Raw genomic sequence first — 18,598 nt, forward strand, 5'->3', positions numbered from 1 at the left:
GACGGCGCGTCACCCGAGGGGTCCACCCCCCACAACCACCCCTCCGCCCCGCTTCTCTCTCGGGTCCTACACTGGTAAGGGGGGCCCGTGAGAATCAAACAGAAGCCCGAAGACTTCAGCGTCAAGGAATCATACCGCTTCGATGAAGTCGATGGAGGGCGTTTCCGCGTCTACCTGATGGACAAGCAGAAGCTGTCCACGTTCGACGCCGTCACCCGCCTGCGGGACGCGTTCGGCCTGAAGCCGGGCGCCATCAGCTATTGCGGCCTGAAGGACAAGCAGGGGCGCACCGAGCAGATCATCGCCGTGGACGGCGCCGACGTGGACATGCAGGAGCCCGACCTGCGCCTGAAGTTCCTGGGCCGGACGAACAAGGCCCTGTCCTCGGCCAACATCACCTCCAACCGCTTCTCCGTCACGGTGCGAGCGCTGGGCCCGGAGTCCGTGGGCCCCCTCAACTCGGCCGCCGCCGAGGTCAACCGCCTGGGCGTGGTCAACTACTTCGACAGCCAGCGGTTCGGCTCGCTCAAGCACGGCCAGGGCTTCATCGCCAAGGACCTCATCCGGGGCGACTTCGAGGCCGCGCTGCACAACTTCCTGGCCAAGCCCTCGGAACTGGACTTCACCGAGGACGCCAAGGTGAAGGCCTTCTGGCGCGACAACTGGGGCCAGTGGGACGCGCGCGTCCCCTTCGAGGGCACCCGGAAGTACCACCGCGTGCTGCGATCCTTGAGGGACCACCCCAAGGACTTCATGAAGGCCTTCCTGCAGATCGACTCGGACTACCGGGCGATGCAGCTCTTCACCTTCCAGAGCTTCCTCTGGAACGAGGGCGTGCGGCGCTACCTCCAGTTGCTCCTGCCGCGCGAGTCGCTGTTCCCCATGCGCTACCAGGCCGGCACGCTCCTGTTCCACCGCGACGCGGACGCGGACACGCTGCGCAAGCTGCGCGAGGCCACCTTCCCCCTGCTCGCCCCCGACACCACCTTCACCGACCCCAAGGTCGAAGAGGCCGTCCGCTGGGTGCTGGGCCGGGAGAAGCTGACGCTGGAGGACCTGCGCATCCCCGAGGCCGGGCGGATGCTCTACTTCAAGCACGAGGAGCGCCCCATCCTCTCCTTCCCGCACAAGCTCGTCATCGGCCGCACCCAGCCGGATGAGATCAACCGCGGGGACATCAAGGTCAACGTGGCCTTCACGCTGCCGCCGGGCGCGTACGCCACCCTCGTCGTCAAGCGCCTGTTCCACTTCGCGTACACCGAAGAGACCGCCGACGACATTCGCGCCCAGCGCGAGCGCACCGCGCGCATCATCGAGGAGGGTCAGGCCGAAGGCGCGCCGTCCAGCCGCCGCGGTCCTCCCGTCCGCGACGCGGAGCGCGGCTCGGACCGACTCGGCGCCACGCCTTCACGACGCCCCCAGACTCGCGATGAGGAGCGAGCCCGCTCCCCCAGGACCGAGTTCCCCTCCAGCCGCCGTGCGTCCTCGTCCCGGAGCGAGGCCCCCGCCCGGCGTGGAGCCGGGGCCGCTCGCGAGGAAGAGCCTTCGTCGACCCGCCGTACCTCCTCGTCCCGGAGCGAGGCTCCCGCCCGGCGTGGAGCCGGGGCCGCTCGCGAGGAAGCGCCTTCGTCGACCCGCCGCACCTCCTCTTCTCGGGGCGAAGCTCCCGCCCGTCGTGGGGCGTCCCGCGACGAGGGGCCTTCTACCCGTCGCTCCCCCTCCGAATGGGCGGCGGCACCCGCCCGGAGCCGGTCCACTTCGAGCGAGGATGACGTCTCCGAGTCCCCGTCCCGGGGCCGGTCGCTCGCCGACCAGGCAAACGCTCCCAAGGCCCCCAAGGAAGCGCCCCCTGCCCCGCTCGGATTCCGCGAGAAGGCGCGCCAGCGCAAGGCCAACAAGGAGGTCGCTCGCGCCGAGACGGCGGCCAAGCGCCCGAAATCACGGAAGAAGTAAGTCTGCAACGGGGATGAAACGTCTGGACGCAATAGGGGAGCGGGCACGTCGTAGACCAGGACGTGAACGCTCTTGCCCTCGACGACGCCCCCGGGACGCTCGCCCATGCCATCGGGATGCTGATGGCTGACGACGCTGTCCCGCTCCCCTGGAAGGCCGATGTTCAGGCGGCCCGCCGGGGGGATCCGTCCGCCTTCGAGTCCCTGGTGCGCAGCGTCCAGCGCCAGGTCTACGGCCTGGCCCTCCGGCTCCTGCAGAGCGAGGCGGAGGCCGCCGAGGTGTCCCAGGAGGCGCTGCTGCGCGCGTACCAGAATCTCCACCGGTACGACGACGCGCGGCCCTTCGACTTGTGGGTGCTGGCCATCACCCGCAACCTCTGCCTGGACCTGCTCCGGCGCCGCACCAAGGTGCGCACCGAGGAGCTGGAGCCCATGAAGGAGATCCTCCCCAGCGGCGAGGCGTCGCAGGAGGAAGGCGCCATCGCCCGCGAGGAGCGCCAGTCGCTCGAGGAGGCCATGGCCACGCTCTCCGTCGACGACCGTGAAGTCCTGGCGCTCTACTACGTCCAGAAGCGCACGACGAAGGAGATCGCGCAGATCCTCGGGTGTGCCCCTGGCACCATCATGGCCCGGCTCTTCAGGGCCCGAGAGAAGCTGCGCAAGAAGATGACCACCGAGGAGGCCACCCGATGAGCGCGCACCTTTGTCCCGACCTCGAGGTCCTCTTCGCGGAGCTGGAAGAAGGAGAAGGCCCCGCGCTGGACCACGCCGCCGAGTGTGAAGCGTGCTCCGCCGTCCTCGAAGAACACCGGCTGATGGAGCAGGACCTGTACCGGCTGGCGGACCCCCTTCCGCCGCCCACCCTGGTGGCCAGCGTCATGGCACGCGTGGCAGCCGAGCCCGTACCGCAGCGACGCGAGGTGTGGTCCGGGCTCACCATCCTCCTCACCTCGCTGCTCGGTGGGCTGGGCTTCCTGGTGATGAACGACCAGGCGCTCGGTCGGTTGGGAACGGGTGTCGCATCGTTCCTCGTCGAAGGTCGGTTGTTCGCCGAGGGCGTGCTGAGCGGCGCCCGCGCGCTGTGGTCCACCGAGGGTCTGGCCGTGGCGGCCATCCTCGCCTTCCTCCTCCTCACGTCCCTGGCAGGCCTCAAGCGGCTCGCAGGCAGCGCCCCCACCCCCTCGGAAGCCTGAGCGACCCATGAAGATCTCCCCTCGATTGTTGCTCCCCGCGTTGCTCATGGGCGCCCCCCTCGCGCTCGCCGAGTCCACCCCGGCCCCCAGCGCCGAGTCCGCGCCCGCCGCGAAGAGCATCGACGTCAGCTTCCGTGGCAGCCTGCGCGACGCGCTGAAGACCATCGCCGACAAGGGCGGCCTCAACCTCGTCGTCACCGGCGACCTGGATGTCCCCGCTGAAGTCCACCTGCGCGGCGTCACCGCCGACCAGGCGCTGCGCACCGTGTCTCGCGCCTACTCGCTGCGCATGGAGCAGGACGGCTCCATCATCACCCTGCGGCCCATGACGCCGCACGAGAAGGAGGCCACCGCGCAGGGACTCGGGCTTCCCGCGGCGCCGCCCGCCCCTCCGGCCCCGGCTGTCCCCGCCGCTCCTCCCGCGCCCGCCGTGGCGGCCACGCCTCCGACGCCTCCATCCCACGACGAGGCCATGGAGGCGGGCAACACCGAGGACAACATCGGCGCCGACGCGGAGGGAATGGAGGAGGTCCGGGATCAGATCCGCGAGCAGATCCACCGCACGCGGGACGGGCTGAAGCGCTCTCGCCGCTCCGGTGGTCGCAATGTCGTGGCGCGCGGCCAGTCGCTCGAGGTGAAGGAAGGCCAGAACGTCCAGAGCGCGGTGGTGTACGGCGGCAACCTGGTCGTGAAGGGCCACGTGGAGAACGACGCGGTCGCCTTCGGCGGCAACCTGGTCATCGAGGGCCACGTGGAGGGAGACGCGCACGCCTTCGGCGGCAACGTCGTGCTCAAGCCCGGCGCCAAGGTGGAGGGCGACGTGTCCTCCTTCGGCGGAAACGTGGAGCGCGAGGACGGCTCGGACGTGGAGGGCAGCATCAACACCTTCGGCGGCGCGAACATCGGCCGCATCGTCGCCGGCGAGCTGAAGGAGGGCCTCAAGGAGGCGCGCAACCCGAGGCAGGAGCGCGAGCGCGACTCCGACGAGGACGACAACAACAACAACGAGGGAGGCCTTGCCACCTTCATCCTCACCTTCGCGGTGCTGTTCGGCCTGGGCTTCCTGGGGCAGATGTTCTTCCCGGCGCGCATGAAGCAGCTGGGTGACGAGATTCGCGCCCGTCCGGTGCAGAGCGGCCTCACCGGCCTCTTCGGGGTGGTGGCGATGATTCCCCTCACGGTGGTGCTGGCCATCACCATCATCGGAATCCCCGCCGCGCTGGTGCTGTGGATGGCGGCCCCGCTCGCGGCGGCGCTCGGCTTCGCGGCGGTGGCGAGCGAGCTGGGCACTCGGCTGCCGGTGATGCGTGGACGCAAGACGCAGGCGGTGGTGCTGGCGATGGGCCTGCTGGTGTTGCTGGTGGTGGGCGCAATCCCGGTGTTGGGCGCCATCGTCTCCACCCTCGTCGTCCTGGTCGCCCTGGGCGCGGTCATCCGCACCCGCTTCGGGTACCGGCAGCGCGGCAGCGGGATGCCGGAGCCCATCCATCCCCACACCGAGCAGCCGGTTTAACGCACCGCTCCCAGAAGGACCCCACCGGGGATCGCCACGAGCCAGCACGGCCCGTGACGGTCCCCGGTGTCGTTTTCGTGGCGGTCTTAGAGAAGTTCCAGCGCGCCATCACCTCGACTGTCGGATGGGCCTCATGGCTGGGGTGCGTCATGCCTCGACAGTCTTTGACCCCTCGGTCCGGGTACGCCATTTTGCGCGGCACCCATGCGACGCCTCCCAGACGCCTCGTTGCGCGGCAGGGCCATCACCGTGGACCTCGAGGGCGAGAGCATCCCCGCCATCGAAGGCGAGCCGGTGGCGTGCTCCCTGGTCGCCGCGGGCGAGCCCATGCTTGCCCGCTCCGTGAAGTACCACCGCCCTCGCGGGCCCTACTGCTTCGCCGCCGCCTGCTCGCACTGCCTGATGCGCGTGGACGGCCTGCCCAACGTCTACACGTGCCGCACCCCCGCGCGAGAGGGCATGAAGCTGGAGCGGCAGAACGCGTTCCCCTCCGCCAAGGTGGACGTGTTCGAGACCATCGACTGGTTCTTCCCCAAGGGCCTGGACCACCACGAGATGTTCGCCGGCGTCCCCATCGCCGAGCAGGTGATGGCCAAGGTCGCCCGCCAGCTCGCGGGCCTGGGCATCCTTCCCAAGGAGGCCGCCCCCGCGTCGCCCGAGTCCCGCACCCTGCGCACCCGCGTGGCCGTGGTGGGCGCGGGCGCCTCGGGGCTCGCCGCCGCGCGGGAGCTGACCGAGCGCGGCGTCCCCTTCCTCCTCTTCGAGCGAGAGGACCACGTGGGTGGACGGCTCGCGCACGGAGCGCCGGAGCAGGGCGCGCCCGCCATCACCGACGTGGCGACGCTCGCGAAGGACAGCCTCGTCACCCGCGCCACCGCGCTGGGCCTGTATGACGACGAGGCGGGGCGCTTCCTCGTGGTGGGCGTCTGGGAGCCCACCGGTGTCCGGCTCCTGAAGGTCTACGCGGAGCGCTTCCTGCTGACGCCCGGGGGCCACCCGCCGATGGTGCCCTTCGAGAACAATGACCTGCCCGGCGTCTACGCGGGGCGCGCGGCCAGCCTGCTGCTGCGCCGGTACGACGTGGCTCCAGAAGTCGCCGCGCTGGTGGGCTGGGGCGAGGAGCTGTACGGCCTGGCGAAGCTTTTGGAGGAGCGCGGCGTGACGCTCGCGGCGGTGGTGGACCTGAAGGGCCCGCCGCCCCCCGGCGCCCACCCACTGGCGGTGGCGGGCACGGAGCCCAAGGCCCACGGCATGCGCCACGTGAGCGCGTTCAGCTTCACGCCTCGCGACGGCAGCCGACGCAAGGTGTCCTGTGACGCGGTGCTGGTGTCCGTGCCGGTGAGCCCCAGCTTCGAGCTGGCGCGCCAGGGCGGCGCGAAGGTGACCTTCGACGCGGGGCACGGCCTGTTCAAGGTGGAGGCGGACGCGGACGGACGCACCGAGGCCGCTGACATCTTCGCCGCGGGCGACCTCACCGGAGGAGGCAGCGCGAAGGACGCGGCGGTCGCGGGACGACGGGCGGCACAGGCGCTGGTGGGAGGGCTGTCATGAGCAAGTCGATGATCTGCTCGTGCGAGGACGTCACCGCGGACGATGTGCGGCACGCCGTCTCGCGCGGGTATTGCGATGTGGAGTCGGTGAAGCGCTACACCGGCTTCGGCACCGGCATCTGCCAGGGCAAGAGCTGCCTGTCCGCGGTGGCCGCGCTGCTGGAGCAGGAGAAGGCCCTCAAGCCCGCCGCGGTGGTGCCCTTCACGCCGCGCCCTCCCCTGTTCCCCACCGAGCTGCGCCTGCTCGCCACCGCCCCGGTGGACGAGTCCCAGCCTCCCGTGGGCGGCCTGCCCCAGGACGTGGACACCTTCGCCAGCGCGCTGCGGCCCGAAGGCCCCCTGCCCGCCAAGGCCAAGGTGGTCATCATCGGCGGCGGCGTCATGGGGCTCGCGCTCGCGTACAACCTGGCGCGCGAGGGTGAGACGGACGTCGTCGTGCTGGAGCGCGGCTACCTGTGCGCGGGCGCGTCCGGCCGCAACGGCGGTGGCGTGCGCATGCAGTGGGGCACTCCGGCGCTGGTGGAGCTGGCCAAGCGCTCCATCGATTTGATGAAGACCTTCGCCCGGGACCTGGGCATCAACGTCTGGCTGCGCCAGGGCGGCTACCTGTTCCTGGCCCGGACGGACGCGGTGGCGAAGCGACTGGAGCGCAACGTCACGCTGCACAACCGCTACGGCGTGCCCACGCGGCTCGTCACGCCGGACGCCGCGCGCGACATCGTCCCCGGCCTGACGATGAAGGGCTGCGTGGCGGCCTCCTTCAATCCCGAGGACGGCGTCATCTTCCCCTGGCCCTTCCTGTGGGGCTACGCGCAGGGCTGCAAGAAGAAGGGCATCCGCGTGGAGACGTACACGGACGTCACCGGCTTCGAGGTCAGCGGCGGCCAGATTCGCAAGGTGAAGACGGACCGGGGCGACATCGCCTGTGACACCGTCGTCCTCGCGTCCGGCGCGTGGAGCCCGGAAGTCGCGAAGCTCGTCGACGTGCAGCTCCCCAACGAGCCGCACCGCCACGAAATCCTCAGCACCGAGCCCCTCAAGCCCTTCCTGGGGCCGCTGGTGTCGGTGCTCGACTCGGGCCTCTACTTCAGCCAGTCCATGCGCGGCGAAATCGTGGGCGGCATGGGCGACCCGAAGGAGCCCCCCGGCCTCAACATGGGCAGCACCCTGCGCTTCGTGTCCCGCTTCGCCCGCGCGCTCATGGAGCAGATGCCCCACGTGGGCCACGTGAAGGTGCTGCGCCAGTGGGCCGGCTGCTACGACGTGACGCCGGACAACAACCCCATCCTCGGCCGCACCCCCGGCCTGGACAACCTCCTCCAGATGTCGGGCTTCGTCGGCCACGGCTTCATGATGGCCCCCGCCGTCGCCGAGCGGATGGCGAAGTGGATGGTCACCGGCGAGTCCGATGAGCTGTTCACCCGCTTCAACCTGCGCCGCTTCTCCGAAGGGGCCCTGGAGCGCGAGGACATGATCATCGGCTGAGGCGCCCTCGCGAGCGCTCCCACTCCGGCACCCACGGGCCGCGTCCTCCTCCTTCGCCGGAGCGAGACGCGGCCCGTGGATTTTTCCAGCCGTGTCCTGGCTCGGGACACCTCGCTCCGAGAGTGACCACGAAAACGACACTCTCAGGAAAAACCGTAAATCACGAACATCATGAGGCTTTGTCCCGGGCAGCGCGAAGGGCCTTTACACGCGTCCGCCGGGGAGCGGAGCACGCGCGCACCACCTGGCCTCGTGCGCGCGCGGGCCCTCCGAGTGGGAGTGTCCTGGGCGTGACGCTGGCACGGGGTGTGCCTGGGCCCACGCGGCGCGCAATCCCGCGCGTGGTGGAGGAGTCCCCCGATGATCGCGAAGAGCATGCGTGCGTTGTTCCTGGTGGGTGCCCTGTCGGCTTGCGGTACCGAGCAGGCTCCGGACGTTCCTGACGCGGACGGCACCGAGCCGCTCCAGTCGCAGGAGTCCAACGTCATCGTCGGCTCTGTGAACTGGGTGGGGGCCACCACGCTGACGGGCACGCAGCGCACGCGCTCCAGGGCGGTGGGCTACCTGTCCATCCCCGCGGTGGGCAGCCGCTGCACGGCGTGGCTCGTGTCGGCCGACGTCATCATCACCAACAACCACTGCATCGGCAGCGCGTCCGAGGCCGTGGGCGCGCGCGTGTCCTTCAACTACGAGGACGGCGTCGCCTCCGCGGATCGCGTCTGGTACAACTGCGCCACGTTCATCAAGACGTGGTCCGGCGATGACATGACGGCGGTGCGCTGCTCGGCGACGAACGGCCAGCTCCCCGGCAACGTCTACGGCTGGCTGACGGTGTCCACCACCAACGCCGCCGCCAACGCGAGCCTCTACGTCGTGCACCAGAACTGCGACTACTACACGTCGTCCGGCTGCACCCCGACGAAGAAGTCCTCGCCGGGCGTGGTGAAGAACGCCAACTACTCCACCACGGACCTGTCCTACGACGCGGACACGCTGGGCGGCTCCTCGGGCTCGCCGGTGATTTCGTCCTCCACGCACCAGGTGGTCGGCCTGCACCACATCGGCCTGGGCGGCAACTCGTCCGGCCGCGGCACGGCCAACACCGGCGTGAAGGCCACCCGCGTGAAGGCGCGCCTGGCGGAGATCGGCCTCTAGGCCCTCCGAACGGAATCCGTTCAGGGGGGTAGCACCGCCGAGGCCCGAGTTCTCGGCCTCGGCGGTGGCCACCCCTGACGGAAGCTGCTCCGACGGGCTGAGTCGCCCGTCACGTCACGCCGGAGTGGGCTCGCGCGCCAGCAGCACCCGTGACGCGAGCCCCACCGGCAGGGCCTCGGGCGCGGCCAGGGCCTCGCGCCGCACCCCTCGCAGCGCCAGCCGCCCCAGGCTCCGCTTCACCGCGCGCGGCAGCAAGGGCAACAGCCGCATCACCCACCGGTGGCCCCAGCCCGGGTACACCAGGGCCTCGCCCCGCTCGAACGCCGCGAGCGCGGCCCGCGCGCAGCGCTCCAGCGATATCTGGAAGAAGGGCACCTCCGCCGCGTCCTCCGCCCCCGCATCGCCCAGCGGCCCGGGGGCCACGCGGGTGATGACCACGCCGCGCCCCTCCACCTCCAGTCGCAACGACTCCGTGAAGCCGTCCAGGAAGCGCTGCGTGGCGGCGAACATCGTCGAGCCCGGGAGGAAGAGCTGCGCGGCGCCCGAGCCGATGTTCATCACCCCGCCCCTCCCCCGCTCCAGCATGGGAGCGAGCAGCCGGTGGGTCAGCAGCGCGGGCACCCAGACGTTCGCGCGCAGCAACTCCTCCAGCCCGCCCCAGCGCGCCTCCGCGTAGAGCCCTCTGCGCCCCAGCGCGGCGGTGTTCACCAGCACGTCCACCCGGACGAACTTCGACTCCAGCGAGGCGACGAGCGCGTCCACCTGGCGCGACTCGCAGACGTCGCACTGCTCGAGCAGCACGCCCAGGGTGGGATAGAGGGACAGCAGCTCCTCGCGCAGCGGCTTCAGGCGCGCCACGTCGCGGTCCACGAGGACCAGCGTGCGAACGCGCCGGGACAGCAGCCGGGCCAGCTCGCGGCCGAGCCCTTCTGAAGCACCGGTGATGAGGACCGTGCCCTGGTCAATGGGAGGACGCATGGGAAAGAGGCACCTCCGTCTTAGGTCAGGTGGCCATGGTGCGCACGATTTGCGGACCGCGCTCGCCTCCCCGCAAGCCCTGCGCCCGGTCCATCCCAGCCAGGCGGGCGGGCGGTGGCACGCAACTTCCACTGTGCGTCCACAGCCCCCATTCCCATGACAGGGGCCTTTCCAAGACCAAGGAGCCACCCATGGCCGCACCGTCCCGCATTCTCGTTCCCATCGACCTGAGCGAGGGCTCTCGCGCGGTCATCGACTACGCCCTGAACCTGGCGCGCCCCTTCAACGCCACCGTGGAGGTGGTGCACGCCTGGGAGCCGCCCCAGTACGTCGCGCCAGACCTGCTGGTGGCCGCGCCCGGCTGGAACCCCATCTCCCTGGAGAAGGTCGCCCTGGAAACGGCGAGCAAGGAGCTGGCGACCCTGCTTCGGCAGATGGAGACGGCCCAGGTCCCCATCAAGCACCGGGTGCTGGTGGGCGAGGCGGCCTCCACCATCCTCGAGCTCGCGGAGAAGGAGGGGCACGACCTCATCATCATGGGCACCCACGGGCGTCGGGGGTTTTCCCGCGTCCTGCTGGGCAGCGTGGCGCAGAAGATCGTCGCCCGCGCGCACTGCCCGGTGCTGACGCTGCACGTCTCGACGGACAAGAAGTAGCCGCGGGCACCGCCCCTAGCGTCCGAGCGCCGCCCGCGTGGCGGCCTCCCGCCGCCGGGCCGCGAGCACCGTGGGCACGGCGAGCACCGACATGGCGCCCATGACGAGCACGGCCCCGAGCAGCTCGCGCGTCCCCACCCCGGGCAGCCCCAGCCACAGCGACAACCCCAGCGTGGCCACCACACCGGCGAGCACGCTGGAGGCGCGGTTGACCGGCACGGAGAAGGCGTTCTCCCGCGCGTCCAGCAGGATGAGCCCGCCGAAGATGCCGGTGCCCTGGGACAACAGGCCCACCAGCATCTCCTCCAGGAGCCGCCCCCGGGTGAACAGGCCGGTGAAGCCCTCGCGGATGTCCTGCGCCGCGACGGAGCCGCCCCAAAGCGCCACCCCGGCGAGCACCAGCACCAGGAAGGGCGTGGCCACCATCTGCTCCTCCACGAAGTAGCGGGTGGACAGCGACTTGTCCTCGGACTTGGCCAGCCGACTCATGGCGCGCAGCCGGATGAAGTAGCTGAGCAGGTACACGCCCACGTCCACCATGGCCACCAGCGTCATCGTGGCCCGCGCATCCGTGCCCGACGCCACCACCACCGCCGACAGGCTCAGCCCCAGCGCCACCCACGAGGGCCAGCGCACCCGCCTGCGGCTGAGGACGTCCACCACGGGCGCCAGCACCAGCACGCCGCCGCGCATCAGCAACATCATGAAGACGATGGAGGTGCCCTCCAGCGTGTACGCCAGCGTCGTGGTGCCGATGATGGCCGCCGAGCACATCCCGGACAGGAAGGTCCACGGCCCCGGTGAGGGCACCCGCAGGCCCAGCACCTGCCGATGCCCCGCGAAGCGCCACCAGCGCTTGAGCGTGAGGAAGACGAACATGCCCACCATCGACGTCGCCGCGCTCACCGGCAGCAGCGTGAAGCCGACGATGCCCTCCTCCATGCCCGGCAGGGAGCCGCTCGACAGCGCCTTCGTCAGCGCGCTGTACGGGGCATAGGCCGCGAAGTACCCGAAGGCGTAGATCCAGATGGAGAGGTCTTGGGAGTCGTCGTGCTGCGTCGAAGGTGCGGCCAGGGCGGACCTCGGGACAGGGCCAGGTGGGCACCGTACTGCAAGGCGCACGCCCTGGCCCGCACCGCAGGGAGAGAGCACCCCATGCAATCGGTGCGAGCTCCCGTCCGTAGGCCTCTCAACTCGGATGCCTCAGGAGCCCGCCATGCGCTCACCTCTGCTGCCCACCCTGGCCCTCGCCGCCACCCTCGCCTTCCCTGCCTTCGCGGGGGATGACTCCGCCAAGAAGGCCAACGGCATCAAGGTCGTCTGCGCCTCCAACGGCAAGGACGGCAGCCGCGCCGTGCAGGGCACGGACCTCATCATCGAGGCCGGGGACAAGGTGACGGACGCAGTCGCCGTGGATGGCAACGTCATCATCCGCAAGGGCGCCAAGGTCGACGACGCCGTCGCCATCCGGGGCCGGGTCATCGTCGAGTCCGGCGCCCGCGTCACGGGCGACGCCGTCTCCATGGGCGGAGAGGTCCGCGTCCACAACGGCGCGCGCGTGGACGGCAGCGCGGTGGCCCTGGGCGGCAAGCTCACCGTGGACAAGGACGGCCTCATCGACGGCGACAGGATCAGCCTGTCCTTCGAGATTGGCGGCAAGGACCTGCTGCGCGGCTTCATCGAGGACGCGCTCGATGAGGAGACGGGCTGCCACATCATCGACGAGGACGACGACAAGGACGACGACCACGGCGGCAACAGCAGCCACAAGGACGTCTGAGCGACGTCCCTCCCAAGTCCGCGTGAAGCCCTACGCGGCGCTGGCGGTCCCCGGGGCGGAGTCCGCGTCCCGGGTCAACGGCTGGAGCGAGGCGCGCAGCGAGAGGATCTGCTCGCGCGCCAGCGTCTTGAGCTTCTCCAGGTCATCCATCGTCATGCCCTTGGTGGAGATGGGCGTGCCCACCGTCACCAGGCCGCGCGAGGTGGAGAAGCGCCACGAGTGCTTCGGCAACGCCTTGCGCGTCCCGCTCACCGCCAGCGGCAGCACGTCCGCCTGACGCTCGATGGCCAGCCGGAACGCGCCGTCCTTGAAGGGCAGCAGCTCGTCCGTCTTCGAGCGCGTGCCCTCCGGGAAGATCATCACCGGCATCCCCTTCTCCATCCACTCCTTGCAGCGCGCCATGGCGCCCGTGGCGGACTCGCGGTCTCCACGGTGCACGGGGATGTCGCCAGCGATGCTCATCATCCACCCGACGACGGGAATCTTGAAGAGGTTGGCCTTGCCCAACCACTTCATCTCCCAGGGCAGGTGGGAGATGAGGAACGGGTCCGCGTTGGACTCGTGGTTGCTCACCACCACCGTGTTGGGGGCCACGGTGTCGGGCACCGCGCCGTGCACGCGGAAGCGCCAGTACGGCGTCAGCTTCGCGGCGGTGACACCCACCAGCCGGAAGCACCGGCCCGTGGCGTAGCGCGTCTTGTCGAAGGGCAGCGTGAAGATGGCGATGACGAGCTGAACGAAGAAACCGACCAGCGCGACGATTCCAATCTCGACCCACGTCCAGATGGAGAGCAGTGCGTTCATGAGAGCCTCGGGAAGTCGTCAGCGGACGGCGGAGTCCAGGTCCACGCTCACCGGGCAGTGGTCCGAACCCGACACTTCGGGGTGGATGGCGGCGCGCTTGACGTAGGCCATGGCTCCCGGCGACGCCAGGACGTAGTCGATGCGCCAGCCGATGTTCTTCTCCCGCACCCCGAAGCGCTGGCTCCACCACGAGTAGTGGCCGCCGCCCTTGTTGAAGTGCCGGAAGCTGTCGACCCAGCCCGCGCGGAGCCAGCGGTCCAGCTCCTCGCGCTCCTCCGGACGGAAGCCGCTCGTCTCGCGGTTCTCCCGGGGACGCGCCAGGTCGATGTCTTGATGCGCCGTGTTGAAGTCGCCCACCACCAGCACGCGCCCGCCGTCGCGCAGCGGCTTCTCCAGCTCCGCGAAGAGGCGCCGGTAGAAGGCCAGCTTGAAGGGGATGCGGCTCAAGTCCCGGTCCTTCCCGTTGCCGTTGGGGAAGTACACGTTGGCCACGGTGAGCTTGCCGAAGCGGGCGAGCTGGAGCCGGCCCTCCACGTCCATCTCCGGGACGCCCAGGCGGGTCTCCACCGCGTCCGGCTCGTCTCGGGAGAACAGGCCCACGCCGCTGTAGCCGGGGCGCTCCGCGGACGAGAAGTGCGTCTTCCACCGGGGCGGAGCGCGGACTTCATTGGGGAGCTGGTCGGCGCGCGCGCGCACCTCCTGCAGCGCCACCACCTGCGCCCTCGCGCCCGACAACCACGGCAGGAAGCCCTTGCCGTGGGCCGAACGCAGTCCATTCACGTTCCATGAGACGACTCGCACGGACACGCTTATGGCCCGGCCGGGCCGGGTTTTCCAGCCCCTACCGGTTCACTGACCGGTAGGGGCCGGGGGTTGCCCGTCAACTACTCCGTGGCGCTGGAGGAGTTCTGGGGCTGCCGCGTCGTCCTGAGGATGAAGTCGGACGCGTTGTCCTGCGAGTCATACCCGTTGCCAGCCGTCGCATCCGAGCCGCCCTCCATGGTCGCCGCCGTGGAGGAGATGGACGCCTTGCGCTCGAAGCTCCCCGCCGCCGCCGGGACGGTCGGGAAGGCCGTGCCCTCGGGGGCATTGCCGGTGCCGTAGGCGAGCGCATCCACCGTGGCCGGGTCACCCGGGTTGACGCTCAGCGACGGCGGGCCGATGCGCAGGTTGCCGCCGCCCGTGGCGCTGGCCGACATGGAGAAGGCCGTGCCCCAGCTCGCGTCTCCGCTCACGGCGCCCGAGTACTGCGGGTGCACCACGAGGTAGAAGCCGCGAGGCTGGATGGTGGCGCCCGCCGGCAGCGAGGCGGACAGGTACGTGCTGCCCGTCGCGCTCTTGTACTGGACCTTCCAGCCGGACAGGTCCACCGCGGCGTTGGTGGGGTTGAAGAGCTCCACGAACTCGTCGTTCGCGTTGCCCGCGCCCGCCGGAGCCGCCTCGCTGATGACGATGTGGTCCGCGCCCGTGGGCGGCTCCGTCACCCGAAGCTGCGCCGACGCCGTCTGCGCGCCCAGCGTGGCCACGACGAGGCCCTCGCCGCTGACGTTGGCCGCGAGCAGCTCGAACTTGGCGGACAGCGTGTCGGCCCGCACCATCACCTGGGCCGGCACGGAGCCCAGGCTGGCCGGCTGCACCGCCAGATTCACCAGCGTGTCCACCGCCGGAGGCACATCCAGCGTCACCGTGAAGGCGAACGAGGAGCCCCCCGTCACCACGGCGATTTCGGGCGAGAGCTGCTCCAGCGCCGCCGGCTGGTCCGCATCCAGCACCTTCACCAGGGCGTCACGCGTCACGCCGCCCAGGCTGGCCGTCAGCGTGGCCTTCTGCACACCCGGGTCCTGCGTCGCGTCGGCGCTCAGGATGACGACCGCGGAGCGCTCGCCCGCGGGAATCACCACCTGCCCCCCCTCCACGGAGACGGCGGCGCTGGACGACGTCACCGTCACCACCGTGTCCTGGAGCGCCGGGCCACTGAGCGTCACCGTCAGCGGCTCCGGGAACGTCGGCCCGTTGAAGCCCGAGCGAACGAACACGCCCGTGGGGGCCAGCGAGGACAGCGTCGCCTCGCCCGTCCCGGCGGGCACCAGGTCCGCGGCGGAGCGCGGCTCGATCTTCGAGTGGTCATTGCGCAGCTCCAGCACGCCGGTGATGGAGAAGAACCGGTCCCCCAGCGCCGGCAGCGGGAACGAGTACAGGTAGTCGTTGATGCGCAGCGAGCCGTTCACCTCGAACTCACCGGTGGGCGCGGTTTCGCCGCCGCCCGGGGGAGGCGCGATGCTCGTCACGTCCACCTGCGACACCCGCACCAGCACGCCTTCCAGCGGACCGGCGCGCAGGCCGCCCGTGGCGATCTCCGCGGGCGTGACGACCTGAGGCGCCGGCAGCGTGCTGCCCTGGCTGACGATGCTCGCCGTCGGCGTGGCGATCTGCAGCTGGCCGAAGTAGTTGGCCACCGTGCCGTCGACATTCACTCGCACGCCCGCCACCACGTTGCTCGGGGGCGCCGTGCGGGTGAAGACAAAGACGCCGGAGTAGTCCGCGCCCTGGTAGCCCTGGTCCAACGGGTTGACCTGGACGAAGTAGCCCGTGCTGCCCACGCCGGTGACGGTGACGTTGGACAGGCCCACGCGCTGGCCCACCCACGCGGAGCCTCCGCCCGGAGCCGGCGTCTTCACCGCGTAGATGGACAGCGGGCACGCGGTGTCGCCCGGGTTGGGCGCGGGGCAGACGTCACAGACATCGCCACGGCCGTCGCCGTCCGCATCCGCCTGGTCGGCGTTGGGGACGCTGGGGCAGTTGTCCACGGCGTTGATGACGCCGTCCGCATCCGAGTCGTTCGGGTTGGGCCGGGCGCACAGCGTGGTGTTCGCGTTGAGCGGGCACACGTCGCACGCATCACCGACGCCGTCGCCGTCCTCATCCCGCTGGATGCCCTGGTCCATCGGGCGCACCGGGTTGAAGACAGACGGGCAGTTGTCCTGCGCGTCGGCGATTCCGTCGCCGTCCACGTCGGTGCCGGTGGGGTCACCCGAGTAGGCGGTGGAGCCCGTCACGGAGGCCGGGAAGCGCGAGTCCGTGGAGGCGCGGCGGGGCTCGCACACCGGCTCGTTCGCCGGCGCGGTGCAGGAGAACAGCGGGTACGCGCCATTGTTGCGCGAGGTCAGCGTGGACAGCGACATGCTGATCTCCGACTGGAGGCACACCGAGCGCTGCGCGCCGCAGACCTCCAGCGTGTCGCAGCTCGCGCCGCCCAGGGCGGAGACGACGGCCGACTCACCGTAGAGCGGCGTGCCGCCGCGCATCGTCAGCACCACGTCCGCCGGCTCCGCCATGATGACGGCGCGGTACGGCGAGGCCATGTGGCCGTTGAGCCGGAAGATGGCCACGTCCGCCACCTTGCCCGGCGCCAGCGCGCCCGTGCTCGTGGCCTGGAACGCGTGGGCCGCGTTGCCCGTCACCATCGCCCACGTCTCCGCGTCGGTCAGCGTGTTGTTGAAGTAGTTGCTGTCCAGCGTGTCCGCGCACTGCAGCTCGCGCAGGACGTTCATGGAGCCGGAGCGCAGCCAGTCGGTGCCCAGCGCGATGTTCACGCCCAGGGACTTGTAGAGCGGCACGGCGGCGGTATCGCCATACAGGCCGATGTTGGAGCGCGGCGACCAGACCAGGCTGCTGCCCTTGCCGGAAATCATGGAGATGTCGGCGGCGCGCAGTCCAATGCCATGCACGATGGCCGTGCGCGGGCTGAGGATGTCCTGGCCACCGGCCTGCTGACCGGAGAGGCAGAGGAACTCGTTGCGGGCGGTGCCCTCGATGCCTTCCGCGATGTGCGGCAGGTAGGCCGAGGCGGCCGGGATGGCCGACGGCGTGTCGATGCCCGCGTAGCCGCAGCCGCTCGCCACCTCGCGACCGTCACTGTCGCTCAGGGGGAACGTCTGGTAGTTCGCGCCCGAGCCCGCGCCCAGGCCTTCCTGGTTGCTGCCCGTCTCGGAGACGTTCGGCGCGTCCAGGTTGCGCAGCAGACCCTTGGCGCCACCCGAGCCGGCGACGGACGTGGTGCCCGCCATGACCTGGCGCAGCTCGCCCCAGCGGATGCCATCCGCGTTCGTCGTCCCGCCGGCGGAGATGCGCGTGTGGCCGTTGTTGCCCTCGCGCCAGTCGTGGCGGTGCTCGTAGCGCTCTTCCACCTGCGCGCCGGTCGGCACGTAGGGCGCCGCCTGGAACGTGATGTGGTCATGCGCGTTGATGAGACCCGGCGACACCACCGCCTGGGGACACGTCACGCGCGTGGCCGTGGACACGCCCGGCGTCTGGGAGCAATCACAGCTCACGCACTGGATGATGCCCGCGGAGTCCACGAGCATCTGCCCGCCCTGGTAGACCTTGTCCGGCGACAGGATGATGCCGGTGAACAGGCGCGCCGCGCCGCCCGACTCCACCGTGCAGGAGCCCGTCGGAGGAGGCGGCAGGTTCGCCGCGGGGCACATCACCACCGTGTCTCCCGTGCCAGCGTCCGTGCCGGCATCGCTTCCAGAGCCCGCGTCCGGCTCGCCAGAACCGGCGTCCATGCCCGCGTCCGTCTCGACAGGACCGGCGTCCGTGCCCGCGTCCGTCTCGACAGGGCCGGCGTCCGTGCCAGCGTCCGTCACGACGGGACCGCCATCGGTCTCGACAGGGCCGGCGTCCGTGGTGGTGCCCGCGTCCGTCTCGACAGGACCCGCGTCCGTGCCCGCGTCGGTCTCGACAGGACCCGCGTCCGTGCCCGCGTCGGTCTCGACAGGACCCGCGTCCGTGCCCGCGTCGGTCTCGACAGGACCCGCGTCCGTGCCCGCGTCGGTCTCGACAGGACCGGCGTCCGTGCCCGCGTCCGTCTCGACAGGGCCGGCGTCCGGCTCTACGGGGCCCGCATCCGGTACGCCCGCGTCAGGCGTCGGCTGACAGGTGTTTTCACATCCATCCCCGTTGGTCCTGTTGCCGTCGTCACAGCGCTCGCCGCTCTCGACGGCGCCGTTTCCACAGACGGGATTGTTGGGGACTGGGTCGTCATCACCGCAAGCGGAGACGACCAGGAGCAGCGCCGCGAGCGGCGCCAGCAGTTGGCGAAAGGACCAGGACATGAAGGGGACGCTCCGGAGTGGCAGACCTGCGGGGTCCTGAATCCTACAACCGTCGTCCATCTTTCAATCGGCAAAATTTCAACAACAGCGTAGCAATTTGCAAGACCCGGGGTACTTTCTACCCCAGCAAAAATCCAGGAGTTTCAGGTGTTTCCGATGCGCGCGGAGATGACCCGCACGTCCAGGTTCCTTTGAAAACTCTCAGAGAACCGCACGGACTGTGCGGGAAGTGTCGCGAGTCCGGACGCTTACGCGGAGTGTTTACTTCCGCTCCGCGACGCCCATAGTGAGACACCGGAGCCACTGACCGTATGTCTGTGTTTCATTAGAAGGCTCTCAGAAACACGCAAAGCAAAGCTGACGGCTTAATCAGGGAATCGCCTCCGACGGAGGCGACATTGGGGGACATGTGTCT

Annotated in this window: 14 protein-coding genes; 9 read left to right on the forward strand and 5 right to left on the reverse strand. The window is 70.2% G+C overall.

The window, feature by feature from the left end; all coding sequences use genetic code 11:
* Positions 1 to 87: 87 nt before the first annotated feature.
* From truD to LZ199_RS04920, 7 genes are all read left to right on the forward strand, one after another.
* Positions 88 to 1,953 (forward strand): tRNA pseudouridine(13) synthase TruD, encoded by a 1,866-nt coding sequence (truD, locus tag LZ199_RS46455; RefSeq protein ID WP_253992460.1) that lies wholly within the window; start codon positions 88 to 90, stop codon positions 1,951 to 1,953.
* A 122-nt stretch (positions 1,954 to 2,075) separates the two neighbouring features.
* The gene (locus LZ199_RS04895) at positions 2,076 to 2,645 is read left to right on the forward strand and encodes an RNA polymerase sigma factor (protein ID WP_253992518.1); all 570 of its coding nucleotides are present in this window, start codon (positions 2,076 to 2,078) and stop codon (positions 2,643 to 2,645) included.
* Complete coding sequence (locus tag LZ199_RS04900) at positions 2,642 to 3,145, forward strand: hypothetical protein (RefSeq protein WP_253992461.1); 504 nt, start codon at positions 2,642 to 2,644, stop codon at positions 3,143 to 3,145. The genes LZ199_RS04895 and LZ199_RS04900 overlap by 4 nt, the downstream gene beginning before the upstream one ends.
* A 7-nt stretch (positions 3,146 to 3,152) precedes the next feature.
* Complete coding sequence (locus LZ199_RS04905; RefSeq protein ID WP_253992462.1) at positions 3,153 to 4,658, forward strand: bactofilin family protein; 1,506 nt, start codon at positions 3,153 to 3,155, stop codon at positions 4,656 to 4,658.
* Positions 4,659 to 4,862: 204 nt separating this feature from the next.
* Positions 4,863 to 6,209 (forward strand): 2Fe-2S iron-sulfur cluster-binding protein, encoded by a 1,347-nt coding sequence (locus LZ199_RS04910; RefSeq protein ID WP_253992463.1) that lies wholly within the window; start codon positions 4,863 to 4,865, stop codon positions 6,207 to 6,209.
* Positions 6,206 to 7,693 (forward strand): FAD-dependent oxidoreductase, encoded by a 1,488-nt coding sequence (locus LZ199_RS04915; RefSeq protein ID WP_253992464.1) that lies wholly within the window; start codon positions 6,206 to 6,208, stop codon positions 7,691 to 7,693. The genes LZ199_RS04910 and LZ199_RS04915 overlap by 4 nt, the downstream gene beginning before the upstream one ends.
* 360 nt (positions 7,694 to 8,053) lie before the next feature.
* Positions 8,054 to 8,848 (forward strand): trypsin-like serine peptidase, encoded by a 795-nt coding sequence (locus tag LZ199_RS04920; protein WP_253992465.1) that lies wholly within the window; start codon positions 8,054 to 8,056, stop codon positions 8,846 to 8,848.
* A 114-nt stretch (positions 8,849 to 8,962) separates the two neighbouring features.
* On the opposite strand, the gene LZ199_RS04925 is transcribed toward LZ199_RS04920, so the two are convergent.
* The gene (locus tag LZ199_RS04925; RefSeq protein WP_253992466.1) at positions 8,963 to 9,826 is read right to left on the reverse strand and encodes an SDR family NAD(P)-dependent oxidoreductase; all 864 of its coding nucleotides are present in this window, start codon (positions 9,824 to 9,826) and stop codon (positions 8,963 to 8,965) included.
* A 191-nt stretch (positions 9,827 to 10,017) separates the two neighbouring features.
* Between LZ199_RS04925 and LZ199_RS04930 the strand changes: the two genes are divergently transcribed.
* On the forward strand, positions 10,018 to 10,482 hold the full coding sequence (locus tag LZ199_RS04930; RefSeq protein WP_253992467.1) for a universal stress protein: 465 nt from the start codon (positions 10,018 to 10,020) through the stop codon (positions 10,480 to 10,482).
* A gap of 15 nt (positions 10,483 to 10,497) precedes the next feature.
* Here the strand turns inward: LZ199_RS04930 and LZ199_RS04935 are convergent, their stop codons facing one another.
* Positions 10,498 to 11,604, reverse strand: coding sequence for a hypothetical protein (locus LZ199_RS04935; RefSeq protein ID WP_253992468.1), 1,107 nt, complete (start codon positions 11,602 to 11,604; stop codon positions 10,498 to 10,500).
* A 94-nt stretch (positions 11,605 to 11,698) separates the two neighbouring features.
* Between LZ199_RS04935 and LZ199_RS04940 the strand changes: the two genes are divergently transcribed.
* Complete coding sequence (locus tag LZ199_RS04940) at positions 11,699 to 12,262, forward strand: hypothetical protein (protein ID WP_253992469.1); 564 nt, start codon at positions 11,699 to 11,701, stop codon at positions 12,260 to 12,262.
* A gap of 30 nt (positions 12,263 to 12,292) precedes the next feature.
* Here the strand turns inward: LZ199_RS04940 and LZ199_RS04945 are convergent, their stop codons facing one another.
* From LZ199_RS04945 to LZ199_RS04955, 3 genes are all read right to left on the reverse strand, one after another.
* Entirely contained in the window at positions 12,293 to 13,066 is a 774-nt protein-coding gene (locus LZ199_RS04945) for a lysophospholipid acyltransferase family protein (protein ID WP_253992470.1), read from the reverse strand.
* Positions 13,067 to 13,084: 18 nt separating this feature from the next.
* On the reverse strand, positions 13,085 to 13,867 hold the full coding sequence (locus tag LZ199_RS04950; RefSeq protein WP_253992471.1) for an exodeoxyribonuclease III: 783 nt from the start codon (positions 13,865 to 13,867) through the stop codon (positions 13,085 to 13,087).
* An 83-nt stretch (positions 13,868 to 13,950) separates the two neighbouring features.
* Positions 13,951 to 18,183 (reverse strand): lamin tail domain-containing protein, encoded by a 4,233-nt coding sequence (locus LZ199_RS04955; RefSeq protein ID WP_253992472.1) that lies wholly within the window; start codon positions 18,181 to 18,183, stop codon positions 13,951 to 13,953.
* Positions 18,184 to 18,598: the final 415 nt, after the last annotated feature.

The sequence above is a fragment of the Myxococcus qinghaiensis genome, from assembly GCF_024198215.1.
GTDB lineage: Bacteria > Myxococcota > Myxococcia > Myxococcales > Myxococcaceae > Myxococcus > Myxococcus qinghaiensis.

What these genes read in the sequence shown, in the direction of transcription:
- LZ199_RS04895 (WP_253992518.1), top strand. Translation starts at nt 2,076, where the DNA reads ATGGCTGACGACGCTGTCCCGCTCCCCTGGAAGGCCGATGTTCAGGCG.
- LZ199_RS04900 (WP_253992461.1), top strand. Translation starts at nt 2,642, where the DNA reads ATGAGCGCGCACCTTTGTCCCGACCTCGAGGTCCTCTTCGCGGAGCTG.
- LZ199_RS04905 (WP_253992462.1), top strand. Translation starts at nt 3,153, where the DNA reads ATGAAGATCTCCCCTCGATTGTTGCTCCCCGCGTTGCTCATGGGCGCC.
- LZ199_RS04910 (WP_253992463.1), top strand. Translation starts at nt 4,863, where the DNA reads ATGCGACGCCTCCCAGACGCCTCGTTGCGCGGCAGGGCCATCACCGTG.
- LZ199_RS04915 (WP_253992464.1), top strand. Translation starts at nt 6,206, where the DNA reads ATGAGCAAGTCGATGATCTGCTCGTGCGAGGACGTCACCGCGGACGAT.
- LZ199_RS04920 (WP_253992465.1), top strand. Translation starts at nt 8,054, where the DNA reads ATGATCGCGAAGAGCATGCGTGCGTTGTTCCTGGTGGGTGCCCTGTCG.
- LZ199_RS04925 (WP_253992466.1), bottom strand. Translation starts at nt 9,826, where the DNA reads ATGCGTCCTCCCATTGACCAGGGCACGGTCCTCATCACCGGTGCTTCA.
- LZ199_RS04930 (WP_253992467.1), top strand. Translation starts at nt 10,018, where the DNA reads ATGGCCGCACCGTCCCGCATTCTCGTTCCCATCGACCTGAGCGAGGGC.
- LZ199_RS04940 (WP_253992469.1), top strand. Translation starts at nt 11,699, where the DNA reads ATGCGCTCACCTCTGCTGCCCACCCTGGCCCTCGCCGCCACCCTCGCC.
- LZ199_RS04945 (WP_253992470.1), bottom strand. Translation starts at nt 13,066, where the DNA reads ATGAACGCACTGCTCTCCATCTGGACGTGGGTCGAGATTGGAATCGTC.
- LZ199_RS04955 (WP_253992472.1), bottom strand. Translation starts at nt 18,183, where the DNA reads ATGTCCTGGTCCTTTCGCCAACTGCTGGCGCCGCTCGCGGCGCTGCTC.